Annotated in this window: 11 protein-coding genes; 4 read left to right on the top strand and 7 right to left on the bottom strand. The window is 74.7% G+C overall.

The genetic code is table 11. The annotated features are described in order from the left end of the window. Position 1: 1 nt before the first annotated feature. The 3 genes from Aru02nite_RS09715 to Aru02nite_RS09705 are packed head-to-tail and all read right to left on the bottom strand — an operon-like array spanning position 2 to position 5,284. Positions 2 to 3,724, bottom strand: a complete 3,723-nt coding sequence (locus tag Aru02nite_RS09715) for a non-ribosomal peptide synthetase (protein WP_203656822.1) — start codon at positions 3,722 to 3,724, stop codon at positions 2 to 4. Then, positions 3,721 to 3,921: an MbtH family protein gene (locus tag Aru02nite_RS09710; RefSeq protein WP_203656820.1), complete on the bottom strand. Its 201-nt coding sequence runs from the start codon at positions 3,919 to 3,921 to the stop codon at positions 3,721 to 3,723. The genes Aru02nite_RS09715 and Aru02nite_RS09710 overlap by 4 nt, the downstream gene beginning before the upstream one ends. Before the next feature lies 1 nt (position 3,922). Beyond that, positions 3,923 to 5,284: an MFS transporter gene (locus Aru02nite_RS09705; protein ID WP_203656818.1), complete on the bottom strand. Its 1,362-nt coding sequence runs from the start codon at positions 5,282 to 5,284 to the stop codon at positions 3,923 to 3,925. A 499-nt stretch (positions 5,285 to 5,783) separates the two neighbouring features. Here Aru02nite_RS09705 and Aru02nite_RS09700 point away from each other — a divergent pair, with 499 nt between their 5' ends. Continuing rightward, positions 5,784 to 6,830 carry a DMT family transporter gene (locus tag Aru02nite_RS09700; RefSeq protein WP_203656816.1) on the top strand — a complete coding sequence of 349 codons (1,047 nt, stop codon included), beginning with the start codon at positions 5,784 to 5,786 and terminating at the stop codon, positions 6,828 to 6,830. Between the two features lie 91 nt (positions 6,831 to 6,921). Here the strand turns inward: Aru02nite_RS09700 and Aru02nite_RS09695 are convergent, their stop codons facing one another. Next, positions 6,922 to 7,428 (bottom strand): DUF1269 domain-containing protein, encoded by a 507-nt coding sequence (locus tag Aru02nite_RS09695; RefSeq protein ID WP_203656814.1) that lies wholly within the window; start codon positions 7,426 to 7,428, stop codon positions 6,922 to 6,924. Between the two features lie 294 nt (positions 7,429 to 7,722). On the opposite strand from Aru02nite_RS09695, the gene Aru02nite_RS09690 reads away from it, so the two are divergent. Beyond that, positions 7,723 to 8,268: a DUF7144 family membrane protein gene (locus Aru02nite_RS09690; RefSeq protein ID WP_203656812.1), complete on the top strand. Its 546-nt coding sequence runs from the start codon at positions 7,723 to 7,725 to the stop codon at positions 8,266 to 8,268. 11 nt (positions 8,269 to 8,279) lie between these two features. Here Aru02nite_RS09690 and Aru02nite_RS09685 read toward each other — a convergent pair whose 3' ends face one another. The 3 genes from Aru02nite_RS09685 to Aru02nite_RS09675 all read right to left on the bottom strand — a co-directional run bounded on the left by Aru02nite_RS09685 (position 8,280) and on the right by Aru02nite_RS09675 (position 13,378). Continuing rightward, complete coding sequence (locus Aru02nite_RS09685) at positions 8,280 to 10,760, bottom strand: GH116 family glycosyl-hydrolase (protein ID WP_203656810.1); 2,481 nt, start codon at positions 10,758 to 10,760, stop codon at positions 8,280 to 8,282. A gap of 66 nt (positions 10,761 to 10,826) precedes the next feature. Further along, positions 10,827 to 11,612, bottom strand: coding sequence for a rhomboid-like protein (locus Aru02nite_RS09680; protein ID WP_203656808.1), 786 nt, complete (start codon positions 11,610 to 11,612; stop codon positions 10,827 to 10,829). Between the two features lie 77 nt (positions 11,613 to 11,689). Beyond that, entirely contained in the window at positions 11,690 to 13,378 is a 1,689-nt protein-coding gene (locus Aru02nite_RS09675; protein ID WP_239076571.1) for a SulP family inorganic anion transporter, read from the bottom strand. 283 nt (positions 13,379 to 13,661) lie between these two features. Here Aru02nite_RS09675 and Aru02nite_RS09670 point away from each other — a divergent pair, with 283 nt between their 5' ends. Continuing rightward, positions 13,662 to 14,261 carry a TetR/AcrR family transcriptional regulator gene (locus tag Aru02nite_RS09670; protein ID WP_203656804.1) on the top strand — a complete coding sequence of 200 codons (600 nt, stop codon included), beginning with the start codon at positions 13,662 to 13,664 and terminating at the stop codon, positions 14,259 to 14,261. Continuing rightward, complete coding sequence (locus Aru02nite_RS09665; RefSeq protein WP_203656801.1) at positions 14,258 to 15,637, top strand: MFS transporter; 1,380 nt, start codon at positions 14,258 to 14,260, stop codon at positions 15,635 to 15,637. Before Aru02nite_RS09670 ends, Aru02nite_RS09665 begins: the two co-directional genes overlap by 4 nt. Positions 15,638 to 15,963: the final 326 nt, after the last annotated feature.

Here is a 15,963-nt window from a genome sequence, read left to right as displayed (position 1 = left end):
CTCAGTCCCCCGATCCCTTGGTACGTAACGGAACCCGCGGCCGGCGCGGGATCGGCGCGGCGGCGGCGGGGCCGACCTCGGCCAGCACCCGGACCAGCCCGCGTACGGTCGGCGCGGTGAACACGTGGTTCGCCGTCGCCGCCAGGCCCTCCCGGGTGGCGATCCGCGCCGCGACCCGTACCGCGCGCAGCGAGTTGCCGCCCAGCGCGAAGAAGTCGTCGTCCGGGCCGACCGCCGGCACGCCGAGTACGTCCGCCCAGATCGCCGCGATCCGCGCCACCAGCCCGCCGTCCGCGCCCTCGATACGATGCGGCGCAACGGTTTCCGGAGTCGGCAGCGGATCGTACGCGGTGGCGGGCGGGCAGCCCGGCGGCAGCGGCGGCACCCCCGGCAGCGCCCCGATCGGCGTGTCCTCGTGCGCCGGCAGCGCGGTGAGCACCGCGACCAGCGCATCGGCGAACCAGGCCATCACCTCCCCGGCGAACTCGTCCGTCCGGTACTCCACGGTCAGCTCCACACCCGCCGGCGCACCCGTGGCGTCGTACCGGTCGGTGACGTCGACGAGCAGCGGGAACCGCGCGGCGCCGGTACGTACCACCTCCATGGGGGCGGCGACACCGGGCAGCCGCAACGTGGCGCGGGCGTTGTTCTGCAGCGCGAGGACCACGTCCGCGAGCGGGTGCCGGCCGGGCCGCCGCGCCGGGTTGAGCGCCGCCACCACCGACTCGAACGGCGTGTCCTGGTGCGCGAACGCGGCCACGTCGGCGTCGCGTACCCGGTGCAGCAGCGCGCCCACCGGGTCGCCCGCGGTCACCGCGGCACGCAGCACCACCAGGTTCACGAAGAAGCCGACCGCGTCACCCGATTCCCTGGTACGGCCCGCGACCGGCGCGCCCACCGCGACGTCCGGGCCGGCGCCCGCGGCGGACAGTACGGCGGCGAGAGCGGTGTGCAGCACCATGAACGGCGTCGCCCCGTACCGCCGGGCCAGCTCCACCAGCGCACCGTGCGCGGCCGCGTCCAGCCGGCGCAGCACGGTCGCCGCGTCCGCCGCGGGTACCGCCGGGCGGTCCGCCCGGCGCGGCAGCGCCGTACCCTCCGGCATCCCACGCAACCGTTCCACCCAGTACGCCAGCCCTGCCTCGTTCCCTTGCTCCACAACGGATCTCGGCGCCACGCGCGCCGACTGCGTGGGTGCGGTCCGGGGCGTGGACGCGTCGAGGTGGGGTTCGGGCATGTGCAGGGATCGACCCCGGGTCGCGCCGCTGTCCGGCGACCGGGTCACGCGTTCCTCGACCGCGCTCCCCCGCGTGCCGAGGCGCCCGGCGTACGCGGTGGAGAGGTCGCGGACGAGCGGCGGCAGCGACCAGCCGTCGACCGCGATGTGGTGCATGACAAGGAGAAGCGCGTGCGCCGACGGGTCCGTGGGGTCCGTGCAGAGGGTGGCGCGGATCGGTGGCTCGGCGGCCAGGTCGAACCGGTACCGGGCCGCTGCCTCGACCGTCGCCGCCGGGTCGCCGACCACCACGTCCAGGACCGGGCGCACGCTCGGGAGTACCCGGCGCACGGGTCTGCCGTCGACCGCGACGAACAGCGTGCGCAGCGACTCGTGCCGGTCGGCCACCTCGGCGAGCGCCGCCCGCAGCGCCGCCGCATCCACCGCACCGCGCCACCGGAACAGGATCGGCATCGTGTACGCGAGGCCGGCGTCCACCTGGTCCAGGAACCACAACCGTTGCTGCGCCGGGGTCAGCTCGTCGGCCGGCGTGGCGATGTGTTGTACCGCAACGGATTCCGCCGCGTCCTCGGGAGCCACGAGCGGCGCGAGGCCGGCGGGGGTGGGTGCGGCGAAGACCGCGCGTACGCCCGGCTCGGCGTCGAGGGTGGCGCGGATCCGGATCAGCAACCGCGCCACCGACAGCGAGTCGCCGCCGAGCGCGAAGAAGTCGTCGTCCGGCCCGACCGACGGCACCCCCAGCACCTCGCCGAACAACCGCCGCAACACCCCGACCACATCCACCGGTACGCCCGGCCCGGACGGCGGCTCGGTGGACGCGTCGGCCGACGAACCCGGCTCGGCGGTGTCGACCACCGACGCGACCGGATCCCCCGATGGAGCAAGGAAAGTGTCCCGCTCCGGCTCCGGGACGGCGCCGGGCAGGGCGCGGCGGTCGAGCTTGCCGGACGGGGTGAGCGGCAGCGACGCGACCGGCACGTACGCGGTGGGCACCATGAAGTCGGGCAGCGTGGCGGCGGCGTGCGCGCGGAGGTCGTCCACGCCGGGCGGCGTCCCGTCGACCACCAGGTACGCGACGAGGCGGCGGTCACCGCGGTGGTCGGTGCCGGCGGCGACGGCGGCCCGGCGTACCCGGGGGTACGCGGTGAGGACGGCCTCGACCTCGGCCGGTTCGACCCGGAAGCCGCGTATCTTGACCTGGGCGTCCGCCCGCCCCACGTACTCCAACGGCCCGTCGGCGTGCCAGCGCACCAGGTCGCCGGTGCGGTAGAGCCGGTCGCCGGGCGGACCGTACGGGCTGGCGACGAAGCGTTCGGCGGTCGCGGCGGGGTCGTGCAGGTAGCCGTGCGCGATGCCGACACCGGCGGCGTACAGCTCGCCGACCGTGCCGTCGGCGACCGGGCGGAGCCGTTCGTCGAGCACGTGCACCGCCTTGCCGCGGATCGCCGTACCGATCGGCACCGGCCCGTCGGCGGCCGGGTCGACCGGGTGCGTGGTCACGAACACCATCGCCTCGACCGGGCCGTACCCGTTGCGCAGCACCAGATCCGGGTACTCGGCGAGCGCCCGCCGGACGTGCGCCGGCGACGGCGCCTCGCCCCCCACGACCAGGTGCCGCAACCCCGCCAGCGCCGCCGGGTACTCGTCCACGACGAGGCTGAACAGGCTGGCCGACAGGTACATGGCGGTGACGCCGTGCTCGGCGACCAGCCGGGCCATCGCCAGCGGGTCGGGGCGCGAACCGGGCGCCAGCACGCACGTACCGCCGAAGCAGAGCGCACCCCAGAGTTCGAGCGCGAACGCGTCCCACGACACCGGCGCCACCGACAGCCAGACCGTGTCGGCGGTGAACGGCAGGTAGTCCTGGCCGGTGAGCGTGCCGACGATCGCCCGGTGCGGCGCCGCCACACCTTTCGGCGCGCCCGTCGACCCGGACGTGAACATCACGCACGCCGTGTCCCCCGGGTCACCGGACACCGTGCCGGCCGATCCCCCGGAACCGTTGCCCGCCAAGGAAACGCCACCGGTACGCACGCCCCCGCCGGGCGCGGGTTCGTCGGCCGGCGCGGCACCGTGGTCGCGCGGGGAATCCGCGGCGGCCACGCCAACGGGTCCACCGCCGTCGGCGGCCACCGGCACGTGGCGCAGGCCCGGAAGGGGCCGCCCGAGTACGGTGCCGGCGCGGGCGGCGGTGGCCAGGGCGGCGCGGCGGTCGGCGGGCAGGTCGGGGTCGAGTACGAGGTACGCCGCACCGGCGCGCAGCGTACCGAGGAGGGCGACGACCAGGTCGGTGCACCGGGGCAGGTGCACGGCGACGACGTCGCCGCGGCGTACGCCGGAGGCGGTGAGGCGGCGGGCGAGTCGGGTGGCGGCGGCGTCGAGATCGGCGTAGCTGAGCCGATCCGGGCCGGAGACCAGCGCGACGGCGGTGCCGCGGCGGGCCGCCTGCTCGGCGACGAGGTCGTGGACGCAGCGGTCCGCGGTCATCGGCGCAGGCTCGCGGGACGCAGGTCGGTCCAGTGCTCCGCCACGTACGCGAGGCAGTCGGCGCGGCTCGCCGCCTCCACCGCCACGCGCCAGCCGGCCGGCACGGTCACGTCGACGGGCCACAGCGAGTGCTGCTCCTCGTCGTTGACCAGCACCCGGTAGGTGGCGTCGTCGTCCTCGAACGGGTTCGTGCCCACGTCAGCCTCCCGAGGGTTGTTTCGCTGCGGCGGTGTCGAGATCGGGTACCAGCAGGTCGAGGTCGCGGACGGCGGTGGTGGCGAGGCCGGCCAGCGCGACGACGGTGCCGAGGGCGCCGGCGATCAGCAGCATGGTGGCCACCCCGGCGCCGGGTCCGGTGCCGACGACGGGGGCGAGCAGGCCGACGAGTCCGCCGCCGGTGGTGGCCTGCGGTTCGAAGACGTGGTCGGCGAGCGGGCCGGCCAGTACGGTCGCGACGGGCATCGAGACCTGCGCGACGAACACGACCGCGCCGAACACCCGGCCCTGCTTCTCCGGCGGCACCTTCGTCTGCACGATCGCCTGCATGGTGCCGTTCACGACGGGCATCAGCAGCGCGCCGACGAGGATCGCCGCGCACCAGGCCGGCAGTCCGCGGGCGGCGGCCATGGCGACCTGCGCGGACAGGCACATGCCGACGATGCCGAGCATCATGCCGCGGACCCGGTTCTTCGGGCCGCCCCACGCGGCGAGCAGCAGCCCGCCGGCGATGCCGCCGATCCCCATCGCGGTGAGGACGCTGGCGAGCGTCGCGGTGTCGTTGCCGGTGCGGGCCAGGATCATCGGCTGCACGACGGCGAACCCGAACACCATGACCAGGTTCACCGCGCAGAAGATCAGCGTGAGCCCGCGCAGGCTGGACCGGCCCAGCAGGTACCGCAGCCCCTCGGCGGAGTCGGCGAGCAGCCGCTTACGGTGCGCCGCAACGGTTTCCGGCCGGGTACGCGGCAGCCCGACCACCCGCACGGTGACGAGCGCGAACGCGAAGGTGGCGAGGTCGAGGGCGAGGATCACGCCGAGCCCGGTGGTCGCGACGAGCACGCCGGCGAGCGCCGGCCCGCACACGTCCGCGGCGCTGCGCGCGGTGGCGAGCAGCCCGTTCGCCCGTTGCAGGTTCTCCTTCGGTACGAGCAGCGGCACGGCCGACGACAGCGCCGGGTACTGTGCCGCCGCGGCCGCGCCCAGCAGCGCCACCGCCAGGTACACCTGCCAGGACTGGAGGTGACCGGTGGCGTACACGAGGGCGAGGGCGCCGATGGTGACGAGGCCGCCGGCGTCGGCGAGCTGGAGCGCGGTCCGCTTGCTGACGCGGTCGACGAGCGCGCCGGCGGTGGGGCTGAGCAGCAACTGGGGCAGCATGGCGCAGAGTGACAGCAGTACCACCCTGGTGGCCTGGCCGCCCTCGGTCCACGCGCGCACCACGAACGCGAAGCGCAGCACCGAGTTGCCGACGAGCGTGACGACCTGGCCCGACCAGACCACCCCGAACCGCCCCATACCGGCGAACCGGGTACCTCCCCACACCAGCGCGCCCGCCCCCATTCACGGTCACGGGGACTCCACGGGCCCCCTCACCCAGCGCACAGCAGCCGCAAACCCGGCCCGCCGCGTAGGCCGAAACGAACGCCGCGGACCGCTCAAGGTGCCCGAGAGTACCGTCCCGCCCCGCGTCGAGAACAAGGCTTGACATTCACCGAACGATCCGAATCCCTGCGCTGCGCCGGGCATTGCGCGCGAACCGGTCAGTCGGGTGGCGCGGTCGCGGCGTCCAGCCGATCGGCCAACTGGCTACGAACCCGGACGAGAACCGCGATCCGGTCGTCCAGTACGGGAAGCCAACGGCGCGCGGCCGGGTGGCGCGCTCGCCACCGTGGCAGTACCGGACAGTGGGTGGTCGTCGGGGCTGGGGCGGACTCCAGCAGGCAGCGGATCGTCGCCACCCGCGTCACCGCCGACGCCGGCCTGTCACCGACGGCCAGGCGGCCGTGGCCCACGCCACGCTTCGGTTCGTACCGAACGGTTCCGGTTCTAGGGTCTGGCCATGACGACCGATTCCCGCCGGACACCGCCCGCGGCCGCCGGCAGACTGGCGGACGTGCCGACACCGCCCCGCCGTACCGCCCCGCTGACGCTCGTCGCCGCGGCGGTGACGGTACTGCTGTGGGCGTCGGCGTTCGTGGCGATCCGGCAGGTGGGCCACGTGCTGTCGCCGGGTCCGGTGGCGCTGGGCCGGCTGGTGGTCGCGAGCCTGGTACTCGGCGTGGTGGTGCTGTTCCGCCGCGAACGCACCGGCGCGCCCACCGCGACGGGGTGGCCGCGCGGGCGGGCCTGGCTGCTCGTCGTGGTGTGCGGTGTCGCGTGGTTCGGCATCTACAACGTCGCGCTGAACGCCGCGGAGCGCCGGGTCGACGCCGGTACCGCGGCGATGCTCGTGAACATCGGCCCGATCCTCGTCGCCGTCCTCGCCGGCCTGCTGCTGCGCGAGGGGTTCCCGCGGGCGCTGCTGGTCGGCAGCCTCGTCGCGTTCGCCGGGGTGGTCGTGATCGGGCTCGCCACCTCGTCCGGCGGTGGCGCGGACGGCTGGGGCGTCGTCCTCTGCCTCGTCTCCGCCGTCGCGTACGCGGTGGGTGTGGTGTCGCAGAAGCCTTTGCTGGCAACGGTGTCCGCGCTGCGCGTCACCTGGCTCGCCAGTACGGTCGCGGCGGTCTGCTGCCTGCCTTACGCGCCGAGCCTGGTCCGTGAGGTCGCCGCCGCGCCGTCCGCCGCGCTGTGGGTCGTGTTCCTCGGCGTCGGGCCGACCGCCCTCGCGTTCACCACCTGGGCGTACGCCCTGGCCCGGACGAGCGCCGGCCGCGCCGGTACCACCACGTACCTGGTGCCGCCGCTGGCGATCCTGCTCGGCTGGCTGCTTCTCGGCGAGGTACCGGTGGCGCTCGCGTTCGCCGGTGGGGCGCTGTGCCTGTTCGGCGTGTGGCTGTCGCGGCGGCGTCCCCGGATCCGGACGGTGGTGGCCGGCGGGCGGCCGGAGCCGGCTGGTCCCCGACCGCCGGAGCCGTCCGCGGCGCAGCCGGTCGCCGAGCCCGACTGACCGGGAACGCTTGCCGGACAACGGAACCCGCCCGTACGACAGCGGTGGCCGGTCGGTGGATCCGACCGGCCACCGGCGCCCGCGTACCGCCTCAGGTTGCGTCGGCGCGGGCCTGCGCGGCGACGTCGCGCAGGTGCTGTTCGGCGTCGGCGGACAGCGAGGTGCGCAGGATCTTCCCGTCGAAGTGGAACGGCGCGAGCCCCGCGACCACCTTGTCCAGCGTCACCTGGTCGACGAGCAGGAACAGCGCCGCCGTACCCGGTTGCAGGGTGGCACCGATGTCCTTCATGAAGCTGTCGTCGACGCCGACGTCGGTGAGTTTCCCGGCCAGCGCGCCGCCGGCCGCACCGACCGCCATGCCCAGCAGCGGAGCGAAGAACAGCAGGCCGATCAGGCCGCCCCACATGGCACCGCCGGCCGCACCGTACCCGGTGGTGCTGCGGGTCTGGTGCAGCTTGATCTTGCCGTCCGGGCGTGCCTCCACGATCGCCGCGTCCCGGACCGTGATCAGGCCCTCCCGCTGCAGGTCGAGGATCTTCTCCCGGGCACCTTCGGCCGTCGTGACGTCGCGGTACCCGATTGCCACCAGATCGCTCATCCGTTCCCCCCGGTCGTCTGCCGCCTGGTCGAGGCCGATCGTATGGCGAACGGTGCGTCGCGGTCGGCGAACCCGAAAACCCCTCCGGTACCGTCCCGGAGGTCCGCCGCGTGGCGATGCTTCCCTTACGTACCAGCACGACGCGCTTCGCGACCGGTACGCCGAACGCCACCCGAGCACTCCACTGTGGACAGTACTGTGCCGGTGCGGTCCGCGCGGATTCCGCCGTTTCCGGCACCGTCGCGGCCCGCCGCGCATACCGTCGAGGGATACGGCATGCCGGAGGGGGAAGCCATGTCTCAACCTGCCCGGAACGGCTGGGCGGTGGCCGGATCGGTCTTCGCCGCCACGCTGCTCGTGGTGACCGGCATCTTCCAGGCGATCATGGGGATCATCGGGATCGTCCGGCACACCTTCTACCTCGTCACCCGGAACTACCTGTTCGACCTGAACACGACCAGCTGGGGCTGGATCCACCTGGTCATCGGGGCGCTCATGGTGGTGGTCGGCCTGTTCCTGTTCGCCGGCGCCAGTTGGGCGGCGGTCACCGCGATCGCGCTCGCCGCGCTGTCCGCGGTGAACAACTTCTTCTTCCTGCCGCACTACCCGTTCTGGTCGATCCTGGTCATCGCGCTGGACGTGTTCGTGATCTGGTCGCTCGCCACGATGATCAACAACCGGGCGGGATCCGGGCCGGACCGGTGGGCGCCCGAGCAGACGGTCACGGCCGGCGGGCGCTGGCCGCAGTCCAACGTCGGCACCGGCCGGCACGCCACCGCGGACGCGCCGGATCCGACCGTACGGCCCACGCGCGCCGACCAGCCGCCGCCCGGCCGCTGACCCGAGGGTGATCAGACGCGGAGTTCGGCGCCGGCACCGAGCCGGCGTACGCCGCCGAGATCCCACTCGCCGACACCGGTGACGACCAGGCGCCGCAACGCCAGCACACCCTCGTGTACCGCGACGGTCGTGCGCCCGGCGCGGACCGCCACCGTGCCCCAGGCGTCCCCGGCGGCGACCGCGTACGTGATCCGGTCGGCGCGCGGCGTCACGGTGAGCACGCCGTCGACCGCGTCGTACGTGAAGCCCTGCCAGGCGAGCAGCGTGCCCCAACTGGCCATCGCCCGGGCGTAGTGCCGGCCGCACTCGGCCTCGTCGTACGGGTTGCGCCGGGCCCCGTCGTACCGGTCGCGGACGGCGGCGACGACCCGGCGTGCCCCGGCCAGGTCGCCGGCCTGCACCAGCGCCGTGGCCGCCGTGTACTCGAAGCCCGTCATCACCTCGGAGAAGTACGAGAAGGGGCGTTCGGGGCGGTTTCCGTGCGGGTAGCTGGCGACGAGCAGGCCGCGTTCGTCGCCGAGGGCGAACCCGCGCATGTGGTTGAGGTCCCGGTCGAACCGGTCCCGCCAGTTGTACGCCAGCACCGCGCGCGCCGCGGCGTCGGTGTGCGCGGGGTCGAGCTGCGGGCCGAGGCCGACGAGCCGGGCGGCGACCTCGCCGACGAGCTGGTCGGTGAGGCAGCCGTCGCCGAGCTGGAACGGCGGGTCGGCCGGGTCGGTGGCGCCCATGGACGGATGCCGCAGCCCGTCGGCGATCTCGGCGGCGGGCGTCACGCGCTGCACGTAGTACTCGCCGTTGAACAGTTCGGTGTCCACAGTGGACTGTCCGGAGGCGCGCAGCGCGCGGCAGGTGGCGGCGAACGCGGGATCGCCCACGTGGTCGGCGATCCGGGCCGCGGCGTCCAGCGCCGCCAGGTACCAGGTGGCCTCCTGCGGGTTCGGCCCGTAGAACTCCACGTCGTACGTGTTGTGCTGGACGCCCTCCAGTACGCCGTCGCGGTCGGCGTCCCAGCCGCCCGGGATCCAGCAGAACTCCAGCGCCCGGCGCGCCGCGGGCCACAGCGTACGCAGGAGGTGGTCGTCGCCGGACAGCCGCCAGTCGTGCCACAGCCGGACGATCGCGCCGAGCTGGCCGTCCGCCGCGGCGAGCGGCCACTCGCGCGCCTTCTCGGCCAGCGGCAGCCCGATCCGGAAGCTCATCAGCCCGCGTTCGTCCGTGGCGTGCGCGAACTCCAGCGTGCGCATCGACCGGGACAGCTCCCCGAACAGGTGCGCCGTCGCGTACTCGTAGTGCCAGACGTGGGTGCAGTTGCCGTGGCAACTGCCGATCCGGTCGGCGACGCCCTCCCAGCCGAAGAAGTGCCCGTCGTCGGTGCGGAAACAGGTCTGGGTGCGCAGTGTGGACGCGGTGAACAGGGCCGCCTCCACCAGCTCCGGCGGTACGTCCTGCTCGACGAACGCCCGCACGAACGCCACCGTCCGCGCGGTCAGCCCGCCGAGCCGCGGCGCCACCTCGCGCAGCACGTCGGCGGCGGAGTCCCGGTCGCGCGCGTAGTGGTTGGCCAGCAGGCGGTCCGGGTCCATGTCCCAGTCGTCGCCCCAGTCCAGCGGCAGCCAGCGCCAGGCCCGGCGCACCGGCACGTGCCAGCCGATCAGGTACGTGAACTCGACCGTCGCGCCGGGCGCCACCGTACGGGTGTCGGCGACCGCGGCGATCGGCGTACCGGCGGGCGGGTCGGTCAGCACGCCGTCGTCGGCGAAGTCGGTCCAGAACGACAGCAGCCCGTCGCCCCAGGACAGTTCCGGCCACCGGGTACGCCGGCTGGCCCGGTCGGACGGGTCGAGCAGGCCCAGTGCCAACGATCCCGCCGCGTACGGCGCGCCACCGCGGGCGGTCAGCTCCACGCCGCCGAGCCCGGCCCCGTCGAGTACGGCGGCGGTGTGGTCGGCGCCGTCGCCGAGCGGGCTCGTCACCGCACCGAGTACGGACACGTCCAGGGGGCGCTCGCCGCGGTTGGTCACCGCGTACCGCAGCGCGGCCACCGGCAGCGAACTCGCCGGCACGTCCGACGGGACGAACGGGTTCCACGCCCGTACGGTCACCGCCACCGGCAGGTCCGGATCGCCCAGATCCAGCTGCCCCAACGGATACGCGGTACGGAACGTGGCGGCCGGGAAGCGCGGCAGGCCCTGGTTCGCGGCCGCCGACCCGTACGCCCCGTCGTACTCGGCGTCGTCGAGCGGGCCCTCCAGCGCGCGGACCGCGAGCACGGTGCCGTCGGTGTCGGCGAGCCGCAGCGCGAACAGCGACACCCGCGGCCGGTTGCCGTGGTCGGGATGGTCCAGCAGCTCCCAGTCGGTCAGGTGCCCGCGGCCGGCGAACCCGATCGTGCCGGTACCGATTCCGCCCAGTGGCAACGAGATCCGCCGCAACCGGTCACCGGTGTACTCCCGCAGCCACGGCCACTCCATCGCGCTCCCATCTCCGGACATCGCGGGAGCATAGCCAGGCCGGTACCGGTGGCGCCGCCCGACCACCGCCGGTCCCACCCCGTGCGGTCAGTGCCGCGGGCGCGGCCGCCGGCGTACGGCGAGGCCGGCGGTGACCTCGTCCACCGGTATCGGGATCCGCAACGGGCGGATCGCCAGCAGCAGCGCGGCCATCCCCAGCCCGCACAGCGTGGCGAGCAGGTGGCCGAGGTCCCAGATGGTGTGGTGCACGATCACCGGCAGCACCACGCCGACGGCCATCGCGAGCACGCCGGCGATCTTCAACCAGCCGCGGAACACCAGGACCGCGGCGACGCAGCCGGCGACCATGATGTAGCTGACGCCCACGTCGGTCGACACCGCGAGCGAGTGCGGCGCCTTCCCGGACCGGATCGCGTGCACCTCCACCAGCGCGGTGAGCAGCGAGCCCAGTACGTGCCCGGACAGCCAGATCAGGATCATCCGCGGCGTGCCGTACCGTCGCTCGGCCCAGGCGATCACCACGCAGAACACCAGCAGGTAGCCGGCGAGCCCGACCCCCTGGTCGGCCACCCACAGCCCGCTGGTCACCAACGCGCTGACCGGCTTGGTACTCAGCCGGGCCAGGTTCGTGCTCTGGATCGTCGTCAGCAGCGTGATCAGGTTCGGCGGGGCGGAGCGCTGGAGCAGCGTGGACGCCGTGAAGATCGCCGCGTACGCGAAGGTCGCCGGCGCGGTCACCACCCAGCCGTGCAGCCGCCCGGTCCACACGCTCAGCGAACGGACCGTCCGGGTCGCCGGCAGCCACACCAGCCCGACCGCGCGCAACAGGTACCAGAGGACCGCGAGGAGGACGAGGATCGCGACGACCGCCACGCCGTCCATTCTCGACCGCACCCCGCGCACCGGCCCCGACTTTGCCGGAACTGGCCCGGTTGAGCCGATCGGCGGGTTCAGGACGCCGGCGTACCGGCGGGGTGGTCGTCGGACACCGCGGCGGAGATCCCGCGGTACAGGGGGAGGTCGGACGCGTCGGCGGCCCGCAGGACGTCGCGGACCTGGCCGATGTCGCGGGCGATGCGGAGGTCGGCGCCGGCGGCGGCGAGCTCGTCGCGCAGCTGGGTCAGCATCGCGGTCGCGGTGACGTCGACGAACGGCACCGTCTCCGCGTCCAGTACGACGACGGTGGCGTGCCGCTCCGCGGCGAGCGTACGGATCCGGGTACGGACGTGGTCGGAGTTGGCGAAGTACAGGCCGGACTCGACGCGGCAGACGAGCGCGCCCGGCGGCTCCACCGCACGGGAGTCCCGGTCGAGGTCGACCCACGGCCCGTCGCCGGGCAGCCGGCCGAGGACCGCCACGTTCGGCCGGGACGACCGGTACAGCAGGAGCACGAGCGCCACGCCGATCCCGATGAACAGGCCCGGCAGCGTGTCGAACACCAGGACGCCGAGCATCGCGGCGACGGCGGCGGCGAAGTCGGCGCGGGCCGCGTGCCCGTAGATGCGGCCGAGCCGGCTCGTGGACACCCGGAACAGCCGGCGCAGCGAGGCGATGTCGACGAGTTCGACGACCGCGGCGATGACGACCGCGGCGAGCGTCGCCTCCGGCAGCTTCTCGAACAGCCCGGTCAGGAACAGCAGCGTGACGACCGTGAGGACGGCGACCGTGGCGCCGGACAGCTGCGAGCGGGCGCCCGCGCCGCCGTTCACCGCGGTCTTCGACAGGCTGCCGTTGACGACCATGCCGGACCCGAGGCCCGCCCCGAGGTTGGCGGCGCCGAGGCCGATCAGTTCGGCGTTCGCGTCGACCTCGTAGCCGTGCTTCGCCGCGTACGTCTTCGCCGCGCCCAGCCCCTCCGCGAACCCGACCAGCAGTACGCCGACGGCGGGGCCGGCCAGGTCCAGGTAGCCGTGCGCGGACACGTGCTGCGGCAGCCCCACGTGCGGCAGCCCGGACTGCACGTGCCCGACGATCGCCACGCCGTGCCGGTCCAGGTCGAACGCGTACACGAGGGCGACGCCGAGGACGACCGCGACCAGCGAGCCGGGGACGATCGGCAGCCAGCGCCGGAGCACCAGGACGACGGCCAGCGAGCCGAGGCCGATCGCGAGCGTGACCCCCTGGGTGTCGCCGAGGTGGCCGACCAGGTGGCCGAGCTGCTCGAAGAAGTCCCCGGACCCCTTCGGTACGCCGAACAGCTTGGGCAGCTGGCCGACCATGATGGTCAGCGCCAGGCCGATGATGAAGCCCTTGAGTACCGGTTCGGAGATGAACGAGGCGAGGAAACCGAGCCGCAGCAGCCCGGCGAGGATGCCGATCAGGCCGGTGACGACGGCGAGCGCCGCGGTCAGCCCCACGTACTGCGCGGTGCCGCCCTTGGCGAGGTCGGCCACGATGCCGGCGGACAGCGCGGCGGTCGCCGACATCGCGCCCACCACCAGGTGCCGGGACGAGCCGAACACCAGGTACAGCAGCAGCGCCGGGACCGCGGCGTACAGGCCGACGACGGGCGGCACGCCGGCGATCGTGGCGTACGCGAGGGATTCCGGGACGAGCACCGCCCACACGGTGAGGCCGGCGACGACGTCCGCGCGGATCCACCGCGGCCGGTACCCCCGGAACGATCGGAACACGAACACCGCGAACCCCCGAATCCCCGTACGGCGGCTGGTCCCAGCGTAGGGAGAAAGCGTCGCCGCGTCGGGCGGATCGCCGAACCCGGCCGTCGATGGACTTCGGGCCGGCGCCAGCCGGGACCGGAGCGGCGGGCGCGCGCGCACCGAGGGCGTCGGCCGCCACCGGTCCGGCACCACGCTTCCGACACCACGCTTCCGACACCGCGCTTCCGACACCGCGCTTCCGACACCGCGCTTCCGACACCGCGCGTAGACAGTGTCTACGGCCGTCTGGTAGACACTGTCCATGGAGTCCGTACGCGAGCGGCTGGTGGCCGCCGGAGTCGAGCTGGTGCTACGAGACGGCGCGGACGCGGTCGGGTTGCGCGAGATCGCGCGCCGGGCCGGGGTGTCGCACGGCGCGCCCCGGCGCTACTTCCCGACCCACCGGGCGCTGCTGTCGGCCATCGCCCGGCAGGGCTTCGCCGACCTGGCGGCCCGGTTCGCCGCCGCCGTCGACGCCGACGCGCCCCCGCGCGAACAGCTCCGCGCCCTGTCCCGCACCTACGTCGGGTACGCGGTGGAGCGGCGCGGCATGTTCGACCTGATGTTCCGGCACGACCTGCTGCGCGGCGAGGACGACCCGGACGGGCCGCGGCTGCGCGAGGCGACCCTGCCGATGTTCGACCGGATCGTCGAGCTGGTACGGCAGCACCGGCGCGCGCATCCCACCGCCGGCCGGCCCGCTCCGGCCGCGGTCACGGCCGCCGCGCTCTGGGCGAACCTGCACGGCGTCACGCAGCTGTGGGGCTGGGGCAGCATGCAGCTCGCGCTGCGTACCGGGGAGGACGGCAAGGCCCTCGACCGGCTCGTCACCGCCGCCCTCGACGCCCACCTGCCCGCGTGACCGACGTACGCGCGGCCGTGGCCGGGCACGCCGCCGCGGACGTGCGGCTGCCCGGCGTACGGCGGGGGCTTGCGCTCGCGGCGAGCGTGGCCGGGGCGATGCTCGTCGCCCTGGACGGCACGATCCTGCTCGTCGCGCAGCCCCGGCTGCGTACCGAGCTGGGCGCGGGCCTGTCCGCGGTGCAGTGGACCAGCACCGGGTACCTGGTGGCGGTGGCGGCGCTGCTGGTCGTCGCCGGCCGGCTCGGCGACCGGTACGGGCACGTCCGGCTGCTGGCGACCGGCGCGCTCGGGTTCGCCGCCGCGTCGGCCGGGATCGCGCTGGCGCCCGGGATCGGCGTCGTGGTCGCGTTGCGGGTCGCGCAGGGCGTGTTCGGCGCGCTGCTCCAACCGGCGACCCTGGCCCTGCTGCGCCTGGCGTACCCGGCGGACCGGCTCGGCCGTCCCGTCGCCGTCCGGACCGCCGCGATCGGGGTGGCGTCCGCCGCGGGGCCCGTACTCGGCGGCGCGCTCGTCGCGCACCTCGGCTGGCGCGCGGTGTTCGTCCTCTCCGCGCCGGTCGCGGTGGCCGTCGCCGCCCTCGCCCTCGCGGTACGGCTGCCCGCGCCGCGTCGTACCGGGGCACGGCTCGACCTGGTCGGCGCGGCCCTGGTCGCCGGCACCCTCGCCGCCGGCGTGCACACCCTCGTCGGCATCCCCGCGTACGGCTGGGCGTCCGCGCGCACGCTCGCCGGTCTCGCCGGTACGGCGGCCGCCGCGGTGCTGTTGACCTGGCACGAGCGGCGTACCGCGGACCCGATCGTGCCGCGGCCCGTACTGCGCTCCGCGACGGTCACCGCGGCGACCGCGATCCTGCTGCTCACCACCGCCGCGCTGCTCGGCACCCTGTTCGTCGGCACGTACCTGCTCCAGGACCGGCTCGGCCTCGACGCCCTCACCGCCGGTCTCCGGGTACTCCCGCTGACCCTGCTGATGGTCGCCGGCGCACCGGTCGCGAACACCGCCCTCCGCCGGTACGGCGCCCGGCGTACCGCGGCGGTCGGGGTGGTGCTGGTCGCCGCCGGCGTCACCGCGCTGTCGTGGACGATCGCCGCCCCGTACGTGGCGGGCGTGACGTTCGGGATGCTGGGTGCGGGGTTCGCGGCCGTCATGGTCACCGCGACCGCCGCGGTCGTCGGCGACGCGCCGCCCGGGTACGCCGGGGTCGTCGGCGGGCTCAAGCAGACCGCCATGAACATCGGCCCGACGCTCGGCATCGCCGTCGCCGCCACCCTCGGTACCGGCGGCCCGGCCACCCTCCCGGCATTGGCCGCGATCGCCGCGCTGGCACTGGTTCCCGTACTCCGGCTGCCGCGTCACTCCACTGTGGACGGTTGAGGGGCCGGCGGGCGGTAGCGTGCCCGCCGGCCCGAGGGGGAGGTGCCCGGCGTGGAGGCACCTCCGCGGCGTACGACCGCGCGGGCGGCCGCGCCCCGGTGCGCCGGTGCACGGCAGCACGGGGACGCGGCCGACGTCCGCGGCCTCCGTACGTCGCCGGCGGCCGCCGTCGGCGGCCACCCGGTGAGGTCGGTACGGCACGGATCCGTTGGTACGCCAGCGAAGTCGGCGCACGGTTCGACCGTTGCCCGGTACGTCGGAGGTCACGCTACGGCCCGCTCCCCCACCCCCGCAACGGGTTTGCCACCATCGCTCCCGGACCGGCG

This window comes from Actinocatenispora rupis, assembly GCF_016861975.1.
In the GTDB taxonomy this organism is placed as follows: domain Bacteria; phylum Actinomycetota; class Actinomycetes; order Mycobacteriales; family Micromonosporaceae; genus Actinocatenispora; species Actinocatenispora rupis.
The sequence above is the reverse complement of the archived record's forward strand: the minus strand, read 5'-3'. Positions and strand labels throughout refer to the sequence as shown.

Bases quoted from the DNA above. Each gene is read 5' to 3' on its own strand.
- Aru02nite_RS09715 (WP_203656822.1), bottom strand. From the start codon at position 3,724: ATGACCGCGGACCGCTGCGTCCACGACCTCGTCGCCGAGCAGGCGGCC.
- Aru02nite_RS09705 (WP_203656818.1), bottom strand. From the start codon at position 5,284: ATGGGGGCGGGCGCGCTGGTGTGGGGAGGTACCCGGTTCGCCGGTATG.
- Aru02nite_RS09700 (WP_203656816.1), top strand. From the start codon at position 5,784: ATGACGACCGATTCCCGCCGGACACCGCCCGCGGCCGCCGGCAGACTG.
- Aru02nite_RS09695 (WP_203656814.1), bottom strand. From the start codon at position 7,428: ATGAGCGATCTGGTGGCAATCGGGTACCGCGACGTCACGACGGCCGAA.
- Aru02nite_RS09690 (WP_203656812.1), top strand. From the start codon at position 7,723: ATGTCTCAACCTGCCCGGAACGGCTGGGCGGTGGCCGGATCGGTCTTC.
- Aru02nite_RS09685 (WP_203656810.1), bottom strand. From the start codon at position 10,760: ATGTCCGGAGATGGGAGCGCGATGGAGTGGCCGTGGCTGCGGGAGTAC.
- Aru02nite_RS09670 (WP_203656804.1), top strand. From the start codon at position 13,662: ATGGAGTCCGTACGCGAGCGGCTGGTGGCCGCCGGAGTCGAGCTGGTG.